This is a genomic window from Paraburkholderia sp. BL25I1N1 (assembly GCF_003002025.1).
In the GTDB taxonomy this organism is placed as follows: Bacteria; Pseudomonadota; Gammaproteobacteria; order Burkholderiales; family Burkholderiaceae; genus Paraburkholderia.
In genome coordinates, this window is the sequence record NZ_PVZB01000011.1 from 18,015 (window position 1) to 41,147 (window position 23,133).

The 23,133-nt window shown below is 60.1% G+C and carries 20 protein-coding genes and 1 pseudogene; 12 read left to right on the plus strand and 9 right to left on the minus strand.

Translation table 11 applies throughout. From position 1 onward, the window contains the following. Positions 1–41 precede the first annotated feature (41 nt). Complete coding sequence (locus B0G73_RS17465) at positions 42–2,105, minus strand: hypothetical protein (RefSeq protein ID WP_146144194.1); 2,064 nt, start codon at positions 2,103–2,105, stop codon at positions 42–44. A 192-nt stretch (positions 2,106–2,297) separates the two neighbouring features. On the opposite strand from B0G73_RS17465, the gene B0G73_RS17470 reads away from it, so the two are divergent. The 4 genes and pseudogenes from B0G73_RS17470 (at position 2,298) to B0G73_RS41245 (ending at position 5,013) form a co-directional block, all read left to right on the plus strand. After that, positions 2,298–2,549 (plus strand): helix-turn-helix transcriptional regulator, encoded by a 252-nt coding sequence (locus tag B0G73_RS17470; RefSeq protein WP_106282576.1) that lies wholly within the window; start codon positions 2,298–2,300, stop codon positions 2,547–2,549. Positions 2,550–2,807: 258 nt separating this feature from the next. Further along, positions 2,808–3,323, plus strand: a pseudogene (locus B0G73_RS17475) (LuxR C-terminal-related transcriptional regulator); the annotation flags it as partial. Between the two features lie 185 nt (positions 3,324–3,508). Next, on the plus strand, positions 3,509–3,925 hold the full coding sequence (locus tag B0G73_RS17480) for a hypothetical protein (protein WP_106282578.1): 417 nt from the start codon (positions 3,509–3,511) through the stop codon (positions 3,923–3,925). Between the two features lie 722 nt (positions 3,926–4,647). Further along, positions 4,648–5,013 carry a hypothetical protein gene (locus B0G73_RS41245; protein WP_258193348.1) on the plus strand — a complete coding sequence of 122 codons (366 nt, stop codon included), beginning with the start codon at positions 4,648–4,650 and terminating at the stop codon, positions 5,011–5,013. A 111-nt stretch (positions 5,014–5,124) separates the two neighbouring features. Here the strand turns inward: B0G73_RS41245 and acnA are convergent, their stop codons facing one another. From acnA to B0G73_RS17515, 6 genes are all read right to left on the minus strand, one after another. Then, positions 5,125–7,842: an aconitate hydratase AcnA gene (gene acnA / locus B0G73_RS17490; RefSeq protein WP_106282580.1), complete on the minus strand. Its 2,718-nt coding sequence runs from the start codon at positions 7,840–7,842 to the stop codon at positions 5,125–5,127. A gap of 40 nt (positions 7,843–7,882) precedes the next feature. Beyond that, positions 7,883–9,334, minus strand: coding sequence for a bifunctional 2-methylcitrate dehydratase/aconitate hydratase (locus B0G73_RS17495; RefSeq protein ID WP_106282581.1), 1,452 nt, complete (start codon positions 9,332–9,334; stop codon positions 7,883–7,885). Between the two features lie 25 nt (positions 9,335–9,359). Then, positions 9,360–9,866 (minus strand): hypothetical protein, encoded by a 507-nt coding sequence (locus tag B0G73_RS17500; protein WP_106282582.1) that lies wholly within the window; start codon positions 9,864–9,866, stop codon positions 9,360–9,362. A 103-nt stretch (positions 9,867–9,969) separates the two neighbouring features. Continuing rightward, complete coding sequence (gene prpC / locus B0G73_RS17505) at positions 9,970–11,157, minus strand: 2-methylcitrate synthase (protein WP_106282583.1); 1,188 nt, start codon at positions 11,155–11,157, stop codon at positions 9,970–9,972. Positions 11,158–11,317: 160 nt separating this feature from the next. Continuing rightward, the gene (locus B0G73_RS17510; RefSeq protein WP_106282584.1) at positions 11,318–12,334 is read right to left on the minus strand and encodes a CoA ester lyase; all 1,017 of its coding nucleotides are present in this window, start codon (positions 12,332–12,334) and stop codon (positions 11,318–11,320) included. A gap of 246 nt (positions 12,335–12,580) precedes the next feature. Next, positions 12,581–13,564, minus strand: coding sequence for a malate dehydrogenase (locus B0G73_RS17515; RefSeq protein WP_106282585.1), 984 nt, complete (start codon positions 13,562–13,564; stop codon positions 12,581–12,583). A gap of 494 nt (positions 13,565–14,058) precedes the next feature. Between B0G73_RS17515 and B0G73_RS17520 the strand changes: the two genes are divergently transcribed. From B0G73_RS17520 to gltA, 7 genes are all read left to right on the plus strand, one after another. After that, a complete protein-coding gene (locus tag B0G73_RS17520; RefSeq protein ID WP_106282586.1) occupies positions 14,059–14,859 on the plus strand; it encodes a GntR family transcriptional regulator in 801 nt (266 codons plus the stop codon). A gap of 157 nt (positions 14,860–15,016) precedes the next feature. Next, a complete protein-coding gene (gene sdhC, locus B0G73_RS17525; RefSeq protein ID WP_106282587.1) occupies positions 15,017–15,433 on the plus strand; it encodes a succinate dehydrogenase, cytochrome b556 subunit in 417 nt (138 codons plus the stop codon). Positions 15,434–15,436: 3 nt separating this feature from the next. Continuing rightward, positions 15,437–15,805: a succinate dehydrogenase, hydrophobic membrane anchor protein gene (sdhD, locus tag B0G73_RS17530; RefSeq protein ID WP_106282588.1), complete on the plus strand. Its 369-nt coding sequence runs from the start codon at positions 15,437–15,439 to the stop codon at positions 15,803–15,805. A 4-nt stretch (positions 15,806–15,809) separates the two neighbouring features. After that, a complete protein-coding gene (sdhA, locus tag B0G73_RS17535; RefSeq protein WP_106282589.1) occupies positions 15,810–17,585 on the plus strand; it encodes a succinate dehydrogenase flavoprotein subunit in 1,776 nt (591 codons plus the stop codon). Positions 17,586–17,609: 24 nt separating this feature from the next. Further along, positions 17,610–18,314, plus strand: coding sequence for a succinate dehydrogenase iron-sulfur subunit (locus B0G73_RS17540; protein ID WP_012428644.1), 705 nt, complete (start codon positions 17,610–17,612; stop codon positions 18,312–18,314). A gap of 1 nt (position 18,315) precedes the next feature. Next, positions 18,316–18,588: a succinate dehydrogenase assembly factor 2 gene (locus B0G73_RS17545; RefSeq protein WP_106282590.1), complete on the plus strand. Its 273-nt coding sequence runs from the start codon at positions 18,316–18,318 to the stop codon at positions 18,586–18,588. 91 nt (positions 18,589–18,679) lie between these two features. Next, entirely contained in the window at positions 18,680–19,981 is a 1,302-nt protein-coding gene (gene gltA / locus B0G73_RS17550) for a citrate synthase (RefSeq protein ID WP_012428642.1), read from the plus strand. Between the two features lie 313 nt (positions 19,982–20,294). On the opposite strand, the gene B0G73_RS17555 is transcribed toward gltA, so the two are convergent. Beyond that, positions 20,295–20,879 carry a TetR/AcrR family transcriptional regulator gene (locus tag B0G73_RS17555; protein WP_106282591.1) on the minus strand — a complete coding sequence of 195 codons (585 nt, stop codon included), beginning with the start codon at positions 20,877–20,879 and terminating at the stop codon, positions 20,295–20,297. Positions 20,880–20,955: 76 nt separating this feature from the next. Beyond that, positions 20,956–22,416: an efflux transporter outer membrane subunit gene (locus B0G73_RS17560; RefSeq protein WP_106282592.1), complete on the minus strand. Its 1,461-nt coding sequence runs from the start codon at positions 22,414–22,416 to the stop codon at positions 20,956–20,958. 75 nt (positions 22,417–22,491) lie between these two features. On the opposite strand from B0G73_RS17560, the gene B0G73_RS17565 reads away from it, so the two are divergent. After that, complete coding sequence (locus B0G73_RS17565; protein WP_106282593.1) at positions 22,492–23,109, plus strand: TetR/AcrR family transcriptional regulator; 618 nt, start codon at positions 22,492–22,494, stop codon at positions 23,107–23,109. The last annotated feature ends 24 nt before the right edge of the window (positions 23,110–23,133 follow it).

Genomic DNA, 23,133 nt, shown 5'->3' on the forward strand with positions numbered 1-23,133 from the left:
ATATCCTCGTCAAAGGTTTTCTTTCGGCGTTGGATTGGTGGTTACTCGTTTGCAAGTCGTTGTTCGACTTTTCGTAGCAAGGCCGCATGAGGGCTGCGGCGTAATTTAATGAGCGCTGCAGTAGCAAAGGCGAGCTGAGGGAGCATTTCGTTTTGCCAGCGCAAGGCATTTGTCGCTTCGCTCTCCGGGCATGCAAGTTCAAGCGTGGCTTTCGTGCGCAGCATGTCCTCGATGGTCTCTGCGTCAACAACGACCAACCGCATCGAACACTGGAGACAGTGCGCACCCGCATCTTCGCAGTCGTTGTCAGGCTTCGATGTAGGTCCCGCGCCACGCATCGGGTCACGGCAGCGGAGGCCGTTTCCGGTTCTCTCAGCTTGAGCCAGGAGAGCTCGCGCGGCCGACTTGGTTGTTCCTAAAGCCTTCTCCAGCCCAAGACCATTGAATACCAAGTCAGCATCTAGAAGAGTTTGGAATGTTCGAATCTTTGCTACGTAGAGTATTTTGATAGGCCAACGTTCCGTGTACCCGCGAGTAACGCCTCGGCCATCTGAAGAATGGCCGGCTAACAGCGCCGCAATTCGTGTACTGCCATCAGACATGAGCGTTCTGTCGATAAGAAACGACTCGCGAATGGCGCCCGGATGCATGCCGTCGCCAGAGATTCCGTTATCGCGCAGCAGGATGCGCAGGCGGTTTCGCACGAATGGTTCACCTGCGACGGACACGTCGTTGAAATGTCGAAAGATAAATAAAGAGTCGGCGAGTTCGGGGTCGTTGGCCCTAAATTTATTGGTCATTTCTATGACCAATCTAATCGCTTGCGGGACCGTGATAGCCGCAGTTTCATCCTCGACCTCGAATGTATCCACGATTGGCGACCAATTTGCGCGAGCTTTGTACGACCTAATCCGAACTTTATTACTGTCGTCAGTTTCTTCTATGCAGGTTGGTGACAGAGCGAGAGCGACCGATTCGTTGTCTCCCGAATCGACTAGGTAGATAAGAATAGTCGCAGCTACTGCGGTAGGGTCGCCGCCGAGCATCGCAGTAAGTTGACGCTTACCGCCCAGTCGAAGGTACAAGCGCCTCATGTACTCCGGCACCCCATATACAGTGTAGCGGGATTCCTCCTGTATTAAGCCCCCGGTCTTCTCGCAACTATAGGCTAGTAGGGCCGCCGTGGACTCAGCAATGTTGTCCGGTGGGAAGAAGACATCTAGGCCTTCCGGTCGATTTCGCTTGAAGGTTTGGATTGCATTGTTGATTTTTTCAGGTAAATCAGCAGGGACGCTCCGGACAAGCGATTGGCCGCACTCAAACAGAGTCTTTGACTGCAAAAGCGCTTTCTCAGCGATGGACCGAATCTGGCCGAGCTTCTGGGCGTTGGCCCGTTGGATTGCACTTCGGAAGGCTTCATCTGACTTGAGCAATTCCGGTGGCATTTCGTCTGCTAGCGCTCTAATGAAGCTCTCGGCGTCACTAGGGAATGGCGTCCCATACTGTTCAGTCACTGTTCTTAACTCGGATACGATTTCCTCGCAGAGCTCATTTCGGCGACCTGATTCCACAAGTGATTTCTTCCGTCCGCCATGTCGATGATAGTTGACGGGCATCTTCGGAAGAACAACTTTTTCTACAATCCCTGCCCGCTCGAGAGTGCGCTGGCACCAGCGGAGAGAATTCAGCCGCTCGGCGAGCGTGTTAGCTGACTGAGGGTATTCCTGACGCTTTTTGTCCTCGTACCAAAGCTTTATGCATTCAGCCCACGCCTCAGTCCCTTCTAACCTTGTCTTGCTGCAGGCCTTTGCTAGTCGGAATCTCCTAACTCTGACAGCAGCGATTGAACTAATGAATTCTCTGATGCTGAAGAACCTTCCTTCGTTTGTTCGTTTCGTTCCGTTTGTCGCAAAAGCTTTAGTCAGTGTCGTCGCAATTGTTGTTGCCAGCGAACTCCCGAAGACAGTCAATAAGAAGCTGAAGTCGAACGCTCGTCTGAAAGCAGGTATTTCGAAGATAAGTCCAGCCGTATGTACTACCAAGGAAGTTACGCGAGGCGCTGCGTCTCGGCTAACTTGAAAACTCGGTCTCTTGGGCTTGGACATCTTCTGCTCCTATGCGACTGCTTGGAGTAATCTTAAATTTCAACCAGCCATCTAAACTAAAATCTAAAATTCATGGCACAAAGTTTCAGTCTGAAAAAGTCTATAGGGGACTCTTTCATTACTTCATGATGACTATAAGTATCAAAAAGTATTTGTAAAGTATCCTGGGTGTAACGGAATGTCAAGGACACAATGAATACATCCGCTTTAGAGCAGTCCGCTGCTCGAGCACGAGCAGTTTTGGCAGCAAACTTACGTAGCGCCCGTGCGTATAGAGGGCTTAAGCAAGAGCAGCTTGGAGCGTTAGTCGGCCTTCATCGAACTTACATCGGCGGCCTGGAGCGAGGGGAGCGCAACGCATCAATTGAGACTCTTGCCAAGTTGGCGGTCGCTCTCGGATGCGAGGTCCATGAACTGATGGACCCGAACTTCATGCTTCGATGATGAGGAAGCGCTCGCGCGCGTGTGCGTCGGTTGGCGCCCGCGTCTCATCACACGTTGGGTGGACATTTCCGGCGTTGGAGCCGGGTGCTTGCAAGACGAGAAGCTGCTGCGAAAGAGCGTCCTCATCGAGGGCTCGCAGCGCAGTGCATGCAAAAAAACTATAGTGCTGCCGAGTGTAATGTTACGGTCGCTTCAGATTCTTAGAAGGCACGGTCGGCGGCATTGTGGTAACCGACCGTAACGTTTGCATGTCAAAAAGATATGGCCCGAATCCATACTCCGGAGCTCGCCATACTGGATCTCGACATTCCGCGCATCAGTGGACTCGATGTGATTCCACGTCTCAAACTCGTTCATCCGCCGATCCGCCTAATGGTCTTGTCTGGGCAAGATCCGGCCACGTTCGCGCCGCGTGCGATGCGCTCGGGTGTCCACGGTTTTGTCGGCAAGTCGCAGGAGATGAAGGAAATCATGCGCGGCGTCGAAGCGGTGCTCGCCGGCTACACCGTGTTCCCGGTGACGAAGCACGGCGGCGGTATTGCGCTCGTCGATGGCCGGGGAGGCGAGGAGGCGAGAATCGGTTTGCTGTCGGATAAAGAGCTGGTGATTTTGCAGATGCTTTCAAAAGGCATGTCGAACAAGGCGATTGGAGACGCCCTGTTTATCAGCGATAAAACCGTCAGCACATACAAGAGTCGTATCCAGGAGAAACTCGGCCTGACGTCGTTGGCAGGACTCATTGAGTTCGCGACTTTGCACCGGTTGGTCGAGTAGGTTCGCGGCTATGAAAACGGTGTGCCTGTCTCGCTCCGCTCGGTGCATAGGAAACCAAACGATAAGCGATCTACTGGATTCGGCGTCCGCGGATTCCTGCGTATTTGTCTTCAAAGACAGAGCGACGAACGCGCGCGATCTTCAACGCGCCGTTCACCGTCGAACAACGGGAGTTATCCGTAGAAATGGCTAACGGCAACACACCGGTGTCTTTTTTTGCCCGCGTCGCGCAGTCATCGGACAGCTCATCAAGCGTTCCTTTTGAGCCCTTTGAAACGCGTTTCCTGGACGCGTTGTCCGAAGAGGGCGTCGACCTCAACGCGTTTATCAACCACTGGCGTCAAGCAATGAATGACGACCTTGCGCGCCTCGACGCGTTACCTCGTGATGGCGACTTCGACCATTTCCATAGTGTGCTGCATCGCCTGAGCGGAGCAGTGGCGCTCGTCGGCGCGCATAGTTTGATGGACGCGTTGCAGCGCGCGAGCTTGTCGCCGCCGGAACAGGGCGCCGGGGCAATCGACACGCTAACTGCGCGCGCCAGAACCCTCGTTGCGCAACTTGAAGCCACGTCCCGCGCCTTCCGGAGCAGCTCACAATGAACCGACCGCTTGCCTTGATCGAAGGCGATCTGGCGCTTCCGAGTCTGCGGCCCTTCGACGCCCTGCCGCCGCCTTTCGGTTCGTGGCGTCGTCAGGCGCGGACTGCGGCGCGACGTGAACCGCAACCCGCTGCACACGTCGCCGCGCAACAGGCGATTCAGAATGCGATGCGGCGTTCGGCGTCGCCAGCGAGTCGTGGGCCGGTTCCACCCGGCGCCAAGGTTCTCTTTCTTTACAAGTTGCCGCGGCAACCCGACCATTCGCATCGTTTTGAGGAGCAGTTGGCCGAAGCCCGGTACTACCTTGGGATGGGCGGAGCGCGTCCGAGTTCGACCCGATCCGATCACCTCCTCGGCGCGGCAATTTTCGCGAGCTGTAGCATCGCGCTGGCCTGGTTGCTGGTTACCTGTACGACGCATGATGCCGACGGGCCGACCGCCGCCGCCAGCGCAAAAACACAATCGGTCGCGTCGACGGACAGCAGTGCGACAGCTATTCGTCCGCAAGAGCAAGCTAAACCGGCGCAACCGTCGGCCGAATTCGCCGGGACGACCACGCGGAGCGCGCCATCGGCCGCTAGCGCGGGGCCGAAGTCAACGGCTGCTCCCGGCGCTCCCAAGTCATCCGACGCGATACGTGACACGACTGTTCGCGGCACGCCGAAGCCACAACACGTCGAACACCTCGTGCCTCGGCCAACCGGCCGCGTGTCCATACGGCACATGGCGCCGATCGGACTCGCAACGGCCCATTACCAGGCGCCAATCGCACGCCTCAGCAAACTGCAAATCGACAAACGTCTCGTACTCAGCCGCGCGACTAACCCTGCCACGCAGCCTTCCGCGTCGAAACAGTCTGAACGGACAGAACGGACCGCATGGACTGAGCAGCCCGAACGCCCCACGTCCGCAACCGACGCTGCCGAGCACGCAGCGCTACGCGACTGGGCGGCACAACAGCGTCGTTCAAACATCACAACGCGCGTCGGCGCAACCACGCCAGGCGACACCGACTGGAACGCCCACATGACCCAGCGCCGCATCACCGACAGCCCCGACGCCTTCCAGACAGGCCGCGCCCAAAAGTAAGCAGCCAAAAAAAAGCCCGACCACCGGTCGGGCTTCAAAGTCAGCTGCGTCCTCCAAAGGACGCAGCTCCTGCAAAACAGCTCGTAGCGACTACTCAGGTAAGCAAAGACCTCAAGCAGCCAGCAGCGAACGCAGCACGAACGGCAGAATCCCGCCGTGCTTGTAGTAGTCGACTTCGATCGGCGTGTCGATACGCAGCAGCACCTGCACGCGCTTTTCCTTGCCGTCCTTGTCGCGGATCACCAGCGTCACTTCCTGTTGCGGCTTGAAGTCCGCGCCCAGGCCTTCGATGTCGTACGTTTCTTCGCCGGTGATGCCGAGCGATTGCACGCTATCCGAGCCCATGAACTGCAGCGGCAGAACGCCCATGCCGACCAGGTTCGAACGGTGGATCCGTTCGAAGCTGCGTGCGACCACGGCTTTCACGCCCAGCAGTTGCGTACCCTTCGCAGCCCAGTCACGCGACGAGCCCGTGCCGTACTCTTCGCCCGCGAACACGACGGTCGGCGTGCCGGCGTCGATGTACTTCATCGCTGCGTCGTAGATCGACATTTGTTCGCCGTCCGGCTGGTGAATCGTCAGGCCGCCTTCCACGCGCGAGCCGTCTGGCTTCGTCGGGATCATCAGGTTCTTGATGCGGACGTTCGCGAACGTGCCGCGCATCATCACGTCATGGTTGCCGCGACGCGAGCCGTAGCTGTTGAAATCGGCCTTCTGCACGCCGTTTTCCTTCAGCCACTTGCCTGCCGGCGAGTCTTCCTTGATCGAACCAGCGGGGCTGATGTGGTCGGTCGTGACCGAGTCGCCGAAGATGCCCAGCGCGCGTGCATCTTTGACGGCGGCGATGCTGTCGGCCGGCGTCATCGAGAAGTCCTTGCCGAAGAACGGCGGCTCCGCGATGTAGGTCGACTTCGGCCAGTCGTAGACTTGACCTTCTTCGCCCTCGATCTTGCTCCACAGATCGCCCTTCTTGGTCAGCGCCGAGTAGTTCTTGCGGAACGCGTCGGCGTCCAGCGCGAACTTGAGCAGTTCGTTGACTTCTTCGCTGGTCGGCCAGATGTCGCCCAGGTAGATGTCCTTGCCGCCCTTGCCCTTGCCGACCGGTTCGGTCATCAGGTCGCGCGTGATGTTGCCGGCGATCGCATAAGCGACGACCAGCGGCGGCGAGGCCAGGAAGTTGGCGCGGATGTTCGGGTGAATGCGCGCTTCGAAGTTACGGTTGCCCGACAGCACCGCTGCCGCGACGATGTCGTTCTTCGTGATCGCTTCGTTCAGTTCCGGCGTCAGATCGCCCGCGTTGCCGATACAGGTCGTGCAACCGTAAGCGGCCAGCGTGAAGCCGAGCTTGTCGAGGTACTTCATCAAGTCGGTCTTCGTCAGGTATTCCGTGACGATGCGCGATCCCGGCGCCAGCGAGGTCTTGATGTGCGGCGCGACCGTGAGGCCGGCTTCGACAGCCTTCTTCGCCAGCAGGCCGGCGGCCAGCAGCACGCTCGGGTTCGAGGTGTTCGTGCACGACGTAATAGCCGCGATCAGGATGTCGCCGTTCTTCACGTCGACGCCGTTGCTCGTGGTGTATTGCGCTTCGAGTTCGTCGGCCTTCTTCGCGAAGCCATTTTCCGCCACCGGCTTCGAGAACAGGTCGCTGAAGGTCGACTTGACGTGACCGATTTCGATACGGTCTTGCGGGCGCTTCGGACCTGCCAGCGACGGCGTCACCGTGCCGAGATCCAGCGTGACGACCTTGGTGTAGTCGATCTGGCCAGCCTTCGGAATACCGAACAGACCTTGCGCCTTGAAATAGTTTTCGAAGGCGGCGATTTCGGCGTCGGTGCGGCCCGTGCCCTTGAAATAGTCGATCGTCTTTTCGTCGACCGGGAAGAAGCCCATGGTTGCGCCGTACTCCGGCGCCATGTTGCCGATCGTCGCGCGGTCGGGCAGCGACAGCGATGCCGTGCCTTCGCCGAAGAATTCGACGAACTTGCCGACCACCTTTTCCTTGCGCAGCAGTTCGGTGACGGTCAGAACCAGGTCGGTCGCCGTCAGGCCTTCGCGCAGCTTGCCCTTCAGTTCGACGCCGACCACGTCCGGCGTCAGGAAGTACACCGGCTGGCCGAGCATGCCGGCTTCCGCCTCGATACCGCCCACGCCCCAGCCCACCACGCCGATGCCGTTGATCATGGTGGTGTGGCTGTCCGTGCCGACCAGCGAATCCGGGTAGTAGACCGTGTCCGCGCCTTCAGCCTTCTTGTGCACGCCGCGTGCGAGGTATTCCAGGTTCACCTGGTGAACGATACCGACGCCCGGCGGCACGACCTTGAACGTGTCGAATGCCTGCATGCCCCACTTCATGAACTGGTAGCGCTCGTTGTTGCGCTGGAATTCCAGTTTCATGTTCAGGTCGAGCGCGTTCTTTTCGCGGAAGTGATCGATCTGCACCGAGTGATCGACGACCAGATCGACCGGGACCAGCGGTTCGATCGACTTCGGATTCTTGCCCATGTGTTTCGCGACACCGCGCATTGCCGCGATGTCGGCGAGCAGCGGCACGCCGGTAAAGTCTTGCAGCACGACGCGCGACACGACGAACGGGATTTCGTCGACGCGCGCTGCGGTCGGCTTCCAGTTGGCGAGTTGCTCGATGTGTTCTTCGGCGATTTTCTTGCCGTCGTAGTTACGCAGCACCGATTCCAGCACGATTCGGATCGAAACCGGCAGGCGGTCGATCTTGATGTTCAGCGCCTTGCCGAGTTGCGGCAGGGAGTAGAACTTGCCTTTGCCGGAACCGCTGTCGAATTCCTTGAGCGTTTTGTGGAGGTTGTGGGCCATGGTGTTTTCCTTGGTTTGATCGCGGAACTACAGTACATAACTAGATGACGTAAAGATCGACGTATTCATTGACCGGCATGGCTTCGAGCCTTGCCTGATCGAGCGACACGTCGAGAATCGCCAGTTGTTGCTTGACCGGAAAGCGGCGCGCGAGGTTGGTCCTGAACTTCTCGACCAGCAACGGTATGCCTTCTTCGCGACGACGCTTATGACCGATCGGGTATTCGACTACGACCTCGTCGAATGTCGAGCCGTCGTTGAATTCGATCGTCAGTGCATTGGCGATCGAACGCTTCTCCGGATCGTGGTAATCCTGCGTGAATTGCGCGTCTTCGACGCATTCCATTTTCGCGCGCAGCACATCGATGCGAGCGTCCTGCGCGATCGAATCTTCATAATCCGCGGCCGTCAGGCGGCCGTGGATCAGCGGCACAGCGATCATGTACTGAATGCAATGATCGCGGTCGGCCGGATTGTTCAGCGGACCTTTTTTATCGATGATGCGAATCGCGGCCTCGTGCGTGCGGATCGTGATCTTGCGGATGTCTTCCACGCGCTTTCCCGCCGCGGCGAGTTGCTCATGCAACTTCATGGCGGCTTCCACCGCCGTTTGCGCATGGAATTCTGCCGGAAAAGAAATCTTGAAGAGCACGTTTTCCATCACGTACGAACCGTACGGACGCTGGAACTTGAATGCGTTGCCCTTGAAGAGCACGTCGTAAAAGCCCCAGGTCTTCGCGGTCAGCACCGACGGATAGCCCATCTCGCCGGTCTTCGCGATTAGCGCGAGACGCACGGCGCGCGAGGTCGCGTCGCCCGCCGCCCACGACTTGCGCGAGCCAGTATTCGGCGCGTGGCGGTACGTGCGCAGCGCGTGCCCATCGACAAACGCCTGCGACACCGCGTTGATCAGTTCGTCGCGCGTGAGGCCGATCAGCTGGCCGACCACCGCGGTCGACGCCAGCTTCACCAGCAATACATGATCGAGCCCAACCTTGTTGAAGGAGTTTTCGAGCGCGATACAGCCTTGAATTTCGTGCGCCTTGATCATGGCGATCAACACGTCTTTCATCGCCAGCGGCGTTTTGCCCGCTGCGATGGCGCTGCGCGAGAGCCAGTCGGCCGTCGCCAGAATTCCGCCGAGGTTATCCGACGGATGCCCCCATTCGGCGGCAAGCCAGGTGTCGTTAAAGTCCAGCCAGCGGATCATGGCGCCGATATTGAAGGCGGCCTGAACCGGGTCCAACTGGAACGACGTGCCCGGCACCTTCGCGCCGTTGGGGACGATCGTGCCCGGCACGATCGGTCCCATCAGCTTGGTGCAGGCCGGGTAGGTGAGCGCCTCGAGTCCGCAGCCGAGCGTATCGATCAGGCAGTGACGCGCGGTTTCCAGCGCGAGCGTGCTGTCGACCTGATAATCCAGAACGTAGTCGACGATATCGGTCAGGACTGGGTCCGGAGCGGGTCGCACGTTGGAAATCGGAGCGGACATCGGGGAGCTTTCCTGATGACGATATTTAGTTGCTGGTCTTGTCGATCGCGTTCGATTGCGTCGGAGCCGGCGCGCCTTGCGCCATGGCTGCCGTCTTGCATTCGTCGGCCAGACGCGAGCTGTCCTTGTCCGAGAACAACATTGCCTTCGTCGGGATCACGACCAGGTCCATGCCGGTTGCGGCGTCGTGGAAGCGGTCCGCGCCCGTGGTGGTCGCTTCGCGCGGCAGATTGTAATTTTTGTTAGCCCAGTGAACCGTGACGATCTGGTCACGCTTCATGTCACCCTTCAATTCGAAAGCCAGGCCTTCGTTGCACGACCACTTTTCCGCGCCATCCGGCACCGGATCGACCTTCGCTTCCTTGGCCGGGTTCGCTTTGCGCTTGATCAGGCGTTTCGGTTGCGGGCGCTTTGCAGTAGCCTTGGCAACCGGCTTCGTGGTGGTCGCCGTTTGCGCGACGGCGTCAGTCGCGACGGACAGCATCGTCGTGGACAGGGCGCCAATCACGGCGGCGATCATCAGCTTTTTCATAGAGAAAACCTTTCTATCTAGTTTCAGTTAAACATTCCGCGGGCTACCGGTCCTGGCGACCGCGTGGTTGAACTGCACGCGCTTTGAAAGCGCACAGCGACCGCTATTTTCTCCTATTTAGCGGCAGGTACTTCAAATTCTCGGGTCCGGTGTAGTTCGCGCTCGGACGGATGATCTTGTTGTCGACGCGCTGCTCGATGATGTGCGCGCTCCAGCCGGCCGTGCGCGCGATCACGAAGAGCGGCGTGAACATTGCCGTGGGCACGCCCATCATGTGATACGAGACCGCGCTAAACCAGTCCAGATTCGGGAACATCTTCTTCGCCTCCCACATCACCGACTCCAGCCGCTCGGCGATATTGAACAGCTTGCTGTTGCCGGCTTCCTTCGAGAGCTTTTTGGCGATTTCCTTGATGACCTTGTTGCGCGGATCGGAGATCGTGTACACCGGGTGGCCGAAACCGATCACCACTTCCTTGTTCTCGACGCGCTTTCTGATGTCCGCTTCGGCTTCGTCCGGCGTCTGGTAGCGCGACTGGATCTCGAACGCGACTTCATTGGCGCCGCCGTGCTTCGGTCCGCGCAGCGCACCGATCGCGCCGGTGATCGCCGAATAGATGTCCGAGCCCGTGCCGGCGATCACGCGGCCGGTGAAGGTCGATGCGTTGAATTCGTGCTCCGCGTACAGGTTCAGTGACACATGCATCGCGTCGACCCAAGCCTTCGACGGCTCCGCGCCGTGCAGCAGATGCAGGAAGTGGCCGCCGATCGAGTCGTCGTCGGTTTCCACCTCGATGCGCTTGCCGTTGTGCGAGTAGTGATACCAGTAGAGCAGCATCGAACCGAGCGAGGCCATCAGCTTGTCGGCGATGTCGCGCGCGCCCGGCAGGTTGTGATCGTCTTTCTCCGGCAGCACGGTGCCGAGCACCGACACGCCGGTGCGCATCACGTCCATCGGATGCGCGGCGGCCGGGATCCATTCGAGCGCGGCCTTGACGTTGGCGGGCAGACCGCGCAGCGCCTTCAGCTTCGTTTTGTACGCGGTCAGTTCGGCCTGGGTCGGCAGCTTTTCGTGCACGAGCAGGTACGCGATTTCTTCGAATTCGCAGGCGCTCGCGATATCCAGAATGTCGTAGCCGCGGTAGTGCAGGTCGTTGCCGGTCTTGCCGACCGTGCAGAGGGCCGTGTTGCCCGCTGTCACGCCGGACAGGGCGACGGATTTCTTCGGTTTGAAGCCGCTTTGGGATTGGTCGCCGCCTTGTGCACCAGCGGTTTGCGTCGTTTCGCTCATCTCCCGCAATCTCCTTTGTGCCTGCTCGATGCTTCTGATTGATCTGTGCGTTCAACGCCCGTCTCGCGCAGCGCCACACAGAGGGCTGTTTCGACTGCCTCACGGCGTGTGGATAGACCGCTCACAACAGCCGCGCCGATTGCCGCAGCGGCTTTCACGCTTATGACCCTGCTGGAACGTCAGTGCCCACTTTCGCGAAGAGCGGCGCGGCGTCTTGCGGGACGGCGCGTCCCGTCGCTTGCGCTCGACGCAGCACCGACCAGTAGTACCGATAGCTCGCGCGGTCGTGCAACGTGTCGTGATGGCGCGTCGGGCCCCACTGCGCGGACTGGGCGGCGAGCAGGATTTCGGTGGCGGTGGCGATCTCTTCGTCGCGCGGCGCGAACGCGGCGACGATTGCTTCGATCTGCGCCGGATGGATGCTCCACATGCGCGTATAGCCGAACTCGTTGCGGGCGCGCGCGGCGTCGTTGGCGACCACGCTCATGTCGCGCACCTCCGTGCTGACGTTATGCGAAGGCACTTTGCCGTATGCATGGCAGGCAGCCGAGATTTCAAGCTTCGCGCGCTGCACCAGCGGATGATCGAACTGGCCGGGCGAGCGCATGGCGGTATCGGGAATCGCGCCGTTGTGCGCGGAGACGAAGTCCATCAGGCCGAAGCTTAGCGCTTCCACGCCGGGCAGCGCGGCCAGATCGAACACGCGTGTCAGCGCGCCGTGCGTTTCGACCAGCAATTGCACCGGCACCGGTTGCGCGATCCCGAGTTCGCGCCGCGTCGCCTCGATGAATGCGACCATTTCGGCGGCATCGGGGACGTTGCGGATTTTCGGCAGGGTGATGTAAGCAGGCGCTCGCTTCGCGGCACGGAGAATGAGACGGACGTCGTCGCGCCAGTGCGCGTGATCGAAGTCGTGAATCCGCACGCCGACGCGGCCGAAGTGGTCATGCTCGCTGCCCAGCAACGACGCGACCAGCTCCGCGTGCTCCGCTTCGCGGCCGACCTGCGCGCCGTCTTCGCAATCGAGCGTGATGTCGAATACGGCGCCCAGCTGCTGCTGCAAGGCCAACGATTTCAGCATCAGCTTTTCACTGCCGGCGTAGTGATCGCAGGCAGGCAGCATGGCGGGCGGCACTTCGCCGTCAAACAGCACTTCGGCGGGTGTGAGGGCGCGCATTCTCGGCGTCAGGAGCGTGGGTAATGTTTGGTTTGGAGAAATCCGATTCGGGCGCGCTCTGCCGGACCATCGCGGTAACTGCGCAAAACGCGCTCGGATCAGATGCGAATAGCAGCATTCGCATGTAAATAACCGGAACCCGCCACGGCGGCGCCGGTAAGCGCCGCGCGAGACTCTCGCTTCGCGCCAGGCCCCCGGGGACAGCCTGGCGTTCTCTCACGAGTTCCGGTTCGTCTGCTCAGCCGCTTAGCCGAGCAGATGTTGAACGCCTTCGCGCTCTTCCAGCAGTTCGTTCAGCGTGCCGTCCATCTTTTCGCGCGAGAACGCGTCGATTTCGAGACCTTCGACGCGCTTGTACTCGCCGTTTTCGCACGTGACGGGCACACCGTAGATGATGTCTTCCGGAATGCCGTACGAACCGTCCGACGGAATACCCATGGTGACCCACTTGCCGTTCGTGCCGAGCACCCAGTCACGCACGTGGTCGATCGCCGCGTTAGCCGCCGACGCTGCCGACGACAGGCCGCGCGCTTCGATGATCGCTGCGCCACGCTTGCCGACGGTCGGGATGAACGTGTTGCGGTTCCACTCGTCGTCGTTGATCAGCTTGGTCAGGTCTTGACCTTCTGCCGTTGCAAAGCGGAAGTCCGGGTACATGGTCGGCGAGTGGTTGCCCCACACAGCCAGCTTTTCGATCGACGCGACCGGCTTGCCCGACTTCGCGGCCAGTTGCGACAGCGCGCGGTTGTGGTCCAGACGCAGCATGGCGGTGAAGTTCTTCTTCGGCAGATCCGGCGCCGACTTCATGGCGATGTAAGCGTTCGTGTTGGCCGGGTTGCCGACCACCAGCACCTTCACGTCGCGGCTCGCGACTTCGTTCAGCGCCTTGCCCTGAACCGTGAAGATTTCGGCGTTGGCCGACAGCAGGTCTTTACGCTCCATGCCTTTCGAACGCGGACGCGCGCCGACCAGCAGGGCGACGTCTGCATCCTTGAATGCAACCTTGGGGTCGTCGGTGATTACGACGCCCGACAGCAGCGGGAATGCGCAATCATCCAGTTCCATCACGACGCCTTTGACGGCGCCTTGCGCTTGCGGCAGGTCGAGCAGTTGCAGGACCACCGGCTGATCCTTGCCGAGCAGATCGCCATTGGCGATGCGGAACAGCAGGGAGTAAGCGATTTGACCTGCGGCGCCGGTGACGGCAACGCGCTTTGCGGGCTTAGCCATTGAGAAATCTCCAGGACGATGCGTTAGACGCTAGGGAAAACGCCATTCTATATGCGCGTTCAGCGAAGCGTTATGAAACACGGCGGAATTCACTGTCGCGGACTGCCTCGAAATCTGCCGAGGCCGAGCGGCGTGTTGCGGCGAGACCGCCATGCCGGAAACCTGAACTACAGCATGGGAGCGGGAATACGAGGCGCCGGGTAGCCGCTGCACGGTGCGGGCTCCTGCAAACAGCGCGTTTCGGCAAGCGTCTGACCAGCGAATGGCGGCGAAATCGAAACCTGAACTGCGTGGGAACAGCATGGTGCAGAGTGGCTGCCGGCGCGTCGCGGCGCTGCATCAAACAGCCGCCGAAAATCCCGCAAACCCTTGCTCGACAAGGAGTGTAGGAGTCGTCAGAGGCAAAGTCAACATTATCTTATGTCTTATATAAGACATATCTGTTGCGGGGAAAACCCTAGACGCGACCTAGCCCTTTATGATGAAATGCGCGCATGAATTCGAACCCGGCGAACACCACGAATCCGAGCGGCCAAGGGGTGGCGGGTGAGGGTGTACCCGCTGCGTCTACGGCCGCATCGCCCACTTTCAGCCCCTTGTATCAGCAGATCAAAGGGTTGATCACGCAGAGCCTGGAAAGCGGCGAGTGGAAGCCGGGCGAGATCATTCCTAGTGAAGTCGAATTGGCGGCCAGATACAAGGTCAGTCAGGGAACGGTGCGTAAAGCGATCGACGAACTTGCCGCCGACAACCTGCTGGTGCGCCGTCAGGGCAAGGGCACGTTTGTTGCGACGCACAACGAAGACCGCGCCCAGTTTCGCTTCCTCAGATTACTGGCCGATGACGGCGCGGAACATCCGCACGTTAGCCGTCTGCTCGAATGCCGGCGCTTGCGCGCTTCGGCGGACATTGCCCGGCAACTCGATCTGAAGCCGGCCGATCCCGTCGTCTTGATCAAGCGCTTGCTGCAGTTCGACGGCGAAGTCACGGTACTCGACGAAATCTGGCTGCCGGGCGCCGTGTTCCGCGGCCTGACGCTCGAGCGGCTGTCGGAGTATAAAGGTCCCCTCTACGCGATGTTCGAGACGGAGTTCGGCACCCGCATGATCCGCGCCACGGAGAAGATCCGCGCGGTCGCGGCCGAGCCTTCCGTGGCCGATCTGCTGCATGTGCCCGCGGGTTTTCCGCTGCTATCGGTCGAGCGCGTGTCCTATACATATGGGGACCGGCCAGTTGAAGTGCGCCGCGGTTGGTATGTCACAACCGGGTATTACTATCAGAACGACCTAAGCTGAATCGGGCTGAATAAGGGCGCTGCGTCCCACACGCGCGCCTGTTTGAAGGCGCCTCTATCGCGCGTGCTGTAACGGACCTGTCGTGGTTTTCGCTGCAGCGCGATATAAAAAGGCGCTAAAATTGCGGATTAGTGTGACTACATAGTAGGGGTCTAGCATGGCTGAAGCCGTAAAAAAACCGAGGCCGGAATTCCGGAACATCGGTATCGGGCAGATATTGACGGCATACCGTCTACCGCTAGCGGGGCGAGTATCGATCTTGCACCGCTTGAGCGGTGGTCTGCTTTTTGTTTTTCTTCCGTTCCTGCTGTACCTCTTCGATCAGAGCCTCACTTCTGAACTCAGTTTCGAAGTCTTCAAAGGTTTCCTCTCCAACATCATCGTCAAGCTCATCACGCTCGTTCTCGCGTGGGCCTTCCTGTTTCACTTCTGCGCCGGCGTCCGTCACTTGCTGATGGACACGAACCACGACGCAGTGACGAAGGAAAAGGGCAAGTCGACCTCCATCGTCGTTCTCGTCGTGTCGTCGTTGCTCACCATTGCATTCGCGGCAAAACTGTTCGGAGCATTCTAAAAAATGTCATCAAATAACCGAATCGGTTCGAAGCGTCTTGTTGTCGGCGCGCATTACGGTCTGCGCGACTGGCTGGCGCAGCGCATCACGGCCACGATCATGGCCGTCTACACCGTCATCCTGCTCGCCTGGTTCTTCGGCGCGCGCGATTTCTCGTACGACGGCTGGGCGTCGATCTTCGCCACGCAATGGATGAAGCTTGCCACGTTCGTCATGCTGCTTTCGCTGTTCTATCACGCGTGGGTGGGTATCCGCGACATCTGGATGGACTACGTGAAGCCCGTTGGCATCCGCCTGTTGCTTCAAGCGCTGACGATCGTCTGGCTGCTCGCGTCGGCGGGCTACGCTGCGCAGATTCTCTGGAGAGTGTAAAAGAATGGCTGCAATCAAGAATTCTCTGCCGCGTCGCAAGTTTGACGTGGTTATCGTCGGCGCAGGCGGCTCGGGGATGCGCGCTTCGCTGCAACTCGCGCGCGCCGGTCTGTCGGTCTGCGTGCTGTCCAAGGTGTTCCCGACGCGTTCGCACACGGTTGCTGCTCAAGGCGGCATCGGCGCATCGCTCGGCAACATGAGCGAAGACAACTGGCACTACCACTTCTACGACACGATCAAGGGTTCCGACTGGCTCGGCGACCAGGACGCGATCGAGTTCATGTGCCGCGAAGCACCGAACGCCGTCTACGAACTCGAACACTTCGGCATGCCGTTCGACCGTAACGCAGACGGCACGATCTATCAACGCCCGTTTGGCGGCCACACCGCGAACTACGGTGAAAAGCCGGTGCAACGCGCTTGCGCCGCAGCTGACCGTACCGGTCACGCGCTGCTGCACACGCTGTATCAGCAAAACGTCGAGGCCAAGACGCAGTTCTTCGTCGAATGGATGGCGCTGGATCTGATCCGCGACGCCGAAGGCGACGTGCTCGGCGTGACCGCGCTGGAAATGGAAACCGGCGACGTCTACATTCTCGAAGGCAAGACCACGCTGTTCGCCACGGGCGGCGCGGGCCGGATCTTCGCGGCATCGACCAACGCGTTCATCAACACCGGCGACGGCCTGGGCATGGCGGCGCGTTCGGGCATCGCGCTGCAAGACATGGAATTCTGGCAGTTCCACCCCACCGGCGTGGCCGGCGCGGGCGTGCTGATTACCGAAGGCGTGCGCGGCGAAGGCGGCATTCTGCGCAACTCGAACGGCGAGCGTTTCATGGAACGCTACGCGCCTACGTTGAAGGATCTGGCGCCGCGTGACTTCGTGTCGCGCTCGATGGACCAGGAAATCAAGGAAGGCCGCGGCGTGGGTCCGAACAAGGATCACGTGTTGCTCGACCTGTCGCACATCGGCGCCGAGACGATCATGAAGCGTCTGCCGTCGATCCGCGAAATCGCGCTGAAGTTCGCGAACGTCGATTGCATTAAAGAGCCGATCCCGGTCGTGCCGACCATCCACTATCAGATGGGTGGTATTCCGACGAACATCCATGGCCAGGTCGTGGGCACGTCGAAGGGTCACGAAGTGCCGGTCAACGGTTTCTACGCAGTGGGCGAATGCTCGTGCGTGTCGGTGCACGGCGCGAACCGCCTCGGCACGAACTCGCTGCTCGACCTGGTGGTGTTCGGCCGCGCAGCCGGCAACCACATCGTCAAGCACGTGAAGGAAATCAAGGAGCACAAGCCGCTGCCGGCCGACGCCGCTGATTTCGCGCTGTCGCGTCTGGCGAAGCTCGATAGCTCGTCCTCGGGCGAGTACGCACAATCGGTTGCCAACGACATCCGCGGCACGATGCAGAAACACGCCGGCGTGTTCCGCACCTCGGCGTTGCTGGCCGAGGGCGTCGAGCGCATCCGCGAAGTGGCTGACCGCGTCGACAGCATCCACCTGAAAGACAAGTCGAAGGTGTTCAACACGGCGCGCGTCGAGGCGCTGGAAGTGGCGAACCTGATCGAAGTGGCCCGCGCCACGATGGTTTCCGCCGAAGCGCGTAAGGAAAGCCGTGGCGCGCATGCGCAGAACGACTTCGAACACCGCGACGACGAAAACTGGATGCGCCATACGCTGTGGTTCAGCGAAGGCGATCGCCTCGACTACAAGCCGGTTCACATGCAACCGCTGACGGTCGAATCGGTTCCGCCGAAAGCGCGGACCTTCTAAGGCACAAGTCAAAGGAATTCAGAAATGGCAAAGCGTACATTTGAAATTTACCGCTACGACCCGGACAAGGACGCAGCGCCGCGCATGCAAACGTACGAGATCGAGATCGACTCGCACGAACGCATGCTGCTCGACGCGCTGCTGAAGTTGAAGGCAGTTGACGAGACGCTGTCGTTCCGCCGTTCGTGCCGCGAAGGCGTGTGCGGTTCGGACGCCATGAACATCAACGGCAAGAACGGTCTGGCCTGCCTGCAGAACATGAACGATCTGCCGCAAAAGATCGTGCTGCGTCCGCTGCCGGGACTGCCGGTCATTCGCGACCTGATCGTCGACATGACGCAGTTCTTCAACCAGTATCATTCGATCAAGCCGTACCTGATCAACGACACGCCGCCGCCGGAGAAGGAGCGTCTGCAGTCGCCGGAAGAGCGCGACGAGCTTGACGGCCTGTACGAATGTATTCTGTGCGCTAGCTGCTCGACTTCGTGCCCGAGCTTCTGGTGGAATCCGGACAAGTTCGTCGGCCCGGCTGGCCTGCTGCAAGCCTATCGTTTCATCGCGGACAGCCGCGACGAAGCGACGGGCGAACGGCTCGACAACCTGGAAGATCCGTACCGTCTGTTCCGTTGCCATACCATCATGAACTGTGTCGACGTTTGCCCGAAGGGCCTGAACCCGACCAAGGCGATTGGCAAGATCAAGGAATTGATGGTTCGCCGCGCTGTCTGAGATGGAATCAACATCGCATCAGTCCGACCCTCTCCGCCGCGCGCGTCTTCGCTGGCGCGCGCGGCGGGGCCTGCTGGAAAACGATCTGATCTTTGAGCGTTTTTTCAGCCGATATGAGCATGACCTCAGCGATGCAGATGTGGGCGCCCTCACGCGCCTGCTCGAGCTGAGCGATAACGACCTGATGGACTTGCTGCTCGTACGCAAGGAACCGGAAGGCGACCTTGCCGACCCGGATGTAATCCGGGTGCTGGAGCTGCTGCGGAATGCCTGACCGGCATAACCGGCTCTGAGTGCAGCTTGTCCGTTGTTCCAGGCGTGCAATTATCGAAACCCTGTTTCCATACTTCGATTGAGGATGTGCTATGACCCCGTCAGATGTTAAAGCCACGCTATCGTTCAGCGACAATTCGCCGAGCGTTGAAATGCCGATTTACAAGGGCACTCTCGGCCCGGACGTGATCGACATCCGCAAACTGTACGGCCAGACCGGCAAGTTCACGTACGACCCGGGCTTCATGTCGACGGCGGCTTGCAATTCGGCGATCACCTACATCGACGGCGACAAGGGCGAGCTGCTGTATCGCGGTTATCCGATCGACAATCTGGCGCAGAACGCCGACTTCCTCGAAACCTGCTACCTGCTGCTGAAGGGCGAATTGCCGAACGCGGAGCAGAACGCCGAATTCGTGAAGACGGTGACGAACCACACGATGGTGCATGAGCAAATGCACTTCTTCTTCCGTGGTTTCCGTCGCGACGCGCACCCCATGGCGATTCTGGTCGCCGCGGTCGGCGCATTGTCGGCGTTCTATCACGACTCGCTCGACATCAACAACCCGCGTCACCGTGAAGTGTCGGCCATTCGCATGATCGCGAAGCTGCCGACGCTGGTCGCCATGGCGTACAAGTACAGCATCGGCCAGCCGTTTGCGTACCCGAAGAACGACCTGTCGTACAGCGCGAACTTCATGCACATGATGTTCTCGAACCCGTGCGAAGAGTACAAGGTCAACGACGTGCTGGTGCGCGCACTGGACCGTATCCTGATCCTGCACGCGGATCACGAGCAGAATGCATCGACCTCGACCGTGCGTCTCGCCGGTTCGTCGGGCGCGAACCCGTTCGCGTGTATCGCAGCGGGTATCGCGTGTCTGTGGGGCCCGGCGCACGGCGGTGCGAACGAAGCCGCATTGAACATGCTGGAAGAAATCGGCTCGGTCGACAACATTCCTGAGTTCATCAAGCAGGTGAAGGACAAGAACTCGGGCGTGAAGCTGATGGGCTTCGGGCACCGCGTCTACAAGAACTACGACCCGCGTGCGAAGCTGATGCGCGAAACCTGCCACGAAGTGCTGGAAGAGCTGGGTCTGCACGACGACCCGCTGTTCAAGCTGGCCATGGCGCTGGAAAAGATCGCGCTCGAAGACGAATACTTCGTGTCGCGCAAGCTGTACCCGAACGTCGATTTCTACTCGGGTATCGTGCAGCGCGCGCTGGGCATCCCGACGTCGATGTTCACGTGTATCTTCGCGATGGCACGTACGGTCGGCTGGATTGCACAGTGGAACGAAATGATTGCAGATCCGGAACAGAAGATTGGCCGTCCGCGTCAGTTGTTCATCGGCGACACGCAGCGTGAAGCGAAGCCGATCGCGCAGCGTTGATCGGGTTTGAGTCCGCTTGATTCGTAGTGGCTGCGTGCGCTGCGAGTGAGGGCGGAGGCTGCTGATAAAGACGCCCCGACGGGTTTTTCGTCGGGGCGTTTTGTTTTGTTTTCAGCTTCCTGTCCCGCGCACTGAGCCTGCATTTGCACGGCGGTGCAGCAGGCGGCGGTGGTTCTTTGCAAACCAAATCTGCTCTGGCGCTCGGCAGGTTGCCTCCATCGCTGCTCGCAATTGCCGTTGACATCTGCAGCGGCCTTCAACGTTTCAACTCGCAGAAAATGGGTCGAGCACGGAGTCTCGCGACGCGGTCGGATCACCACTGCGATTCTGCTTCGGCCGAAGCGTCCAACAGACCATCGGGCATGGTCATGTTGAAGCAGAGGATGCCGTCGATCAATGCGATAACACCGAGCGCCTGGTCGGCGAAAGGACCCGGCAACTGTATGTTGAGGCGGTTGCATAACTGCTCAAGGAAGCACGCGACCATCTCGTGCTTTTGCAGGTATAGGGCGTTCACATGTCGGCGGAATTTCGCATCACGCATGGCATGCAAACGTGCCTCAGCCCAGATGATGCAGCTGTTGTTGTCGCGATAGCACTGCGCGTACAACAAGGTGAGCTGTGCTTGCAGGTTTTCGCCGGGCGGTGCGGCGTCTCGCAGCTTCTGCAAGCTTTCTTGCATGTTCTGGTGATCGAGCCGGAGCAGTTCAACGAATAGCTCGCTCTTGCTGCTGAAATTCGAGTAGAACGCGCCGCGGCTATAGCCGGCCTGGGCTGCGATATCCTCCACGCTAGTGGCGGCAAACCCTTTTTCGGTGATACTCAACGCTCCTGCGTCGAGCAAGCGCCGCCGGGTTCGCCCGCGACTTTCGGCTCGCGTCGTTCGTTTGTGTGGCATGCGGCAAAGCGCTCATATAGCAAAGAACGATGGCCAGAATCCACGCTACCGGCAAATCGTGGGGCGCGTAGGGTTGCTATTTGACGGCGACCGCTTCGGATTCGCGAGGTTGCCATCCGCCGCCGAGCGCCTTGAAGGCGGCAACCGCTGCGCGTGCCGATTCCGTTTGCGCCTGCACCCGCTCATCGGAGGCGCGCAGCAGGTTGTCGTCGGCCTGCAAGACTTCGATCAGGCTGACGACGCCTTTTTGATAGGCCGCGAAGGAGGCGGCTCGCGCCCGGCCGAGCGAGTTCACTCCCTGCGCGAGTACCGTGGCCTCTTCTTCCCGCTTGACGAGTGCCGAGAACGAGTTCTCGACGTCTTCGGTTGCATGAAGCGCGGCGAGCCGATACGCGGCCAGCATTTCCCCCTGCTGCCCCTTGGCCTGCTCGACCTGCGCATTGATGCGGCCGAAATCGAACAGACGCCAGCGCAGCCCCAGCACGCCGGCGGCCTGATTGGCGCCGGTGCTGAACAGGTTGCCGCTGGCCACCGAGGTGGCGCTGCCGAGCAGTCCACTGAGCGACACCTTGGGGTAATACTCGGCGACGGCCACGCCGATGCGCGCGTTCGATGCAGCCAGGCGACGCTCGGCCACGATCAGGTCGGGCCGGCGCCTGAGCAGCTCTCCCGGGGATCCTGTGTCCGCGATGCGCGGGGCGACCGGGATGTCGCCAGTGTCGACCAGTTCGGCTCGATGCGTGCCGGGCTGTGAACCCAGCATTACATCCAGCGCGTTCATCGCTGCATCCAGACCCGCCTCGAGGACCGGGACGGATGCCTGAACCTGCGATAGCGCACCTTCAGCCTGGCTCACCTGAAGGTCGGCCGCCAATCCTTTGCTATACAGGAGGTTGATGGTCGAAAGCAGATTCTGCTGCGTCTGCACCTGCCGTCGGGCGACCGTCAGACGAGCCTGCAAGCCACGAATCGTGATGTAGATATCGGCAGTCTCCGCCGCCACAGCCAGGCGCGTGGCCGCCGCGCCCGCTTCCGAAGCCTGATATTCGGCAAGTGACGCTTCCCGGCCGCGGCGCAGTCCCCCGAACACGTCCAGTTCCCAGCTCGCGTTGAAATTGGCCTCATAGTCGTTACCGTAACGGTCGAAATTGGGCGTCGAATTCAGGACCCGCCCCAAGGGGGTCTCTACAGATTGATAGACTCTCGCCGCCTGGCCGCTGACGTTACCGGAGGGCAGCAACGCGGCAGTCGCCGCCCCGAGGCCCGCGCGCGCCTGAGCGACGCGAGCGGCGGCCTGCGCAAGGTCCAGGTTTTGTTCCAGCGCGAGCGTAACGAATCGTGTAAGTTGCGGATCGCCGAAGCCGGTCCACCACGTGACAAGGTCGGCACTGGCCGCCGCTTGCCGGTAATCCACCGCGGCCTGGCCCTGGAAATGGTCCGGCATGGCAACCTTGGGCCGGACATAATCGGGGCCTACTGCGCAGCCTGCCGAGAGGCCGGCGGCCATGACGGCGGCAAGGATGTGTACACGTAGCATGAGCGTCTTCGCGAGGTCCAGATGTGACTATAATACCAAATGGTCACTAGTTGTCTACTCCTGTATGCTATACCCATGAAAAACACCACCACTCCTCCCACCCCATCGCGCGGCCCAGCGGACCACGAAGTGCGGGACCAGATCGTCGGCGCCGCCACGGAGCACTTCAGCCGGTATGGCTACGAGAAAACGACGGTCTCCGACCTCGCGAAAGCCATCGGTTTTTCGAAGGCCTACATCTACAAGTTCTTCGAGTCCAAGCAGGCCATCGGCGAGATGATCTGCGCGAACTGCCTGAACGAGATCGAAACCGAGGTCAGGGCGGCCGTCGCACAGACCGATCTGCCGCCAGAAAAGCTGCGGCGGATGTTCAGCGTATTCACCGACGCGAGCCTTCGGCTTTTTTTCCAGGACCGTAAGCTCTACGAGATTGCCGCATCGGCTGCCACGGAGAACTGGCAGGCGGTAGTTTCGTACGAGGCGCGCATCCAGAAGCTGCTTCAGGACGTCCTGCAAGAGGGCAGACAAAACGGAGACTTCGAGCGCAAAACGCCTCTCGATGAGACCGCGATGGCGATCTATCTGGTGATGCGCCCCTACCTCAACCCATTGCTACTGCAGTACAGCTTCGATTACACCAAGGTCGCCCCTGCGCAACTGTCCAGTCTTGTGCTCCGCAGTCTGTCGCCTTGACGGAAATTCTCCATTGTGACCATT

Excerpts from the sequence above, each read along its gene's own strand:
- B0G73_RS17465 (WP_146144194.1), bottom strand. The coding sequence starts at position 2,105 with ATGTCCAAGCCCAAGAGACCGAGTTTTCAAGTTAGCCGAGACGCAGCG.
- B0G73_RS17470 (WP_106282576.1), top strand. The coding sequence starts at position 2,298 with ATGAATACATCCGCTTTAGAGCAGTCCGCTGCTCGAGCACGAGCAGTT.
- B0G73_RS17480 (WP_106282578.1), top strand. The coding sequence starts at position 3,509 with ATGGCTAACGGCAACACACCGGTGTCTTTTTTTGCCCGCGTCGCGCAG.
- B0G73_RS41245 (WP_258193348.1), top strand. The coding sequence starts at position 4,648 with ATGGCGCCGATCGGACTCGCAACGGCCCATTACCAGGCGCCAATCGCA.
- acnA (WP_106282580.1), bottom strand. The coding sequence starts at position 7,842 with ATGGCCCACAACCTCCACAAAACGCTCAAGGAATTCGACAGCGGTTCC.
- B0G73_RS17495 (WP_106282581.1), bottom strand. The coding sequence starts at position 9,334 with ATGTCCGCTCCGATTTCCAACGTGCGACCCGCTCCGGACCCAGTCCTG.
- B0G73_RS17500 (WP_106282582.1), bottom strand. The coding sequence starts at position 9,866 with ATGAAAAAGCTGATGATCGCCGCCGTGATTGGCGCCCTGTCCACGACG.
- prpC (WP_106282583.1), bottom strand. The coding sequence starts at position 11,157 with ATGAGCGAAACGACGCAAACCGCTGGTGCACAAGGCGGCGACCAATCC.
- B0G73_RS17510 (WP_106282584.1), bottom strand. The coding sequence starts at position 12,334 with ATGCGCGCCCTCACACCCGCCGAAGTGCTGTTTGACGGCGAAGTGCCG.
- B0G73_RS17515 (WP_106282585.1), bottom strand. The coding sequence starts at position 13,564 with ATGGCTAAGCCCGCAAAGCGCGTTGCCGTCACCGGCGCCGCAGGTCAA.
- B0G73_RS17520 (WP_106282586.1), top strand. The coding sequence starts at position 14,059 with ATGAATTCGAACCCGGCGAACACCACGAATCCGAGCGGCCAAGGGGTG.
- sdhC (WP_106282587.1), top strand. The coding sequence starts at position 15,017 with ATGGCTGAAGCCGTAAAAAAACCGAGGCCGGAATTCCGGAACATCGGT.
- sdhD (WP_106282588.1), top strand. The coding sequence starts at position 15,437 with ATGTCATCAAATAACCGAATCGGTTCGAAGCGTCTTGTTGTCGGCGCG.
- sdhA (WP_106282589.1), top strand. The coding sequence starts at position 15,810 with ATGGCTGCAATCAAGAATTCTCTGCCGCGTCGCAAGTTTGACGTGGTT.
- B0G73_RS17540 (WP_012428644.1), top strand. The coding sequence starts at position 17,610 with ATGGCAAAGCGTACATTTGAAATTTACCGCTACGACCCGGACAAGGAC.
- B0G73_RS17545 (WP_106282590.1), top strand. The coding sequence starts at position 18,316 with ATGGAATCAACATCGCATCAGTCCGACCCTCTCCGCCGCGCGCGTCTT.
- gltA (WP_012428642.1), top strand. The coding sequence starts at position 18,680 with ATGACCCCGTCAGATGTTAAAGCCACGCTATCGTTCAGCGACAATTCG.
- B0G73_RS17555 (WP_106282591.1), bottom strand. The coding sequence starts at position 20,879 with ATGCCACACAAACGAACGACGCGAGCCGAAAGTCGCGGGCGAACCCGG.
- B0G73_RS17560 (WP_106282592.1), bottom strand. The coding sequence starts at position 22,416 with ATGCTACGTGTACACATCCTTGCCGCCGTCATGGCCGCCGGCCTCTCG.
- B0G73_RS17565 (WP_106282593.1), top strand. The coding sequence starts at position 22,492 with ATGAAAAACACCACCACTCCTCCCACCCCATCGCGCGGCCCAGCGGAC.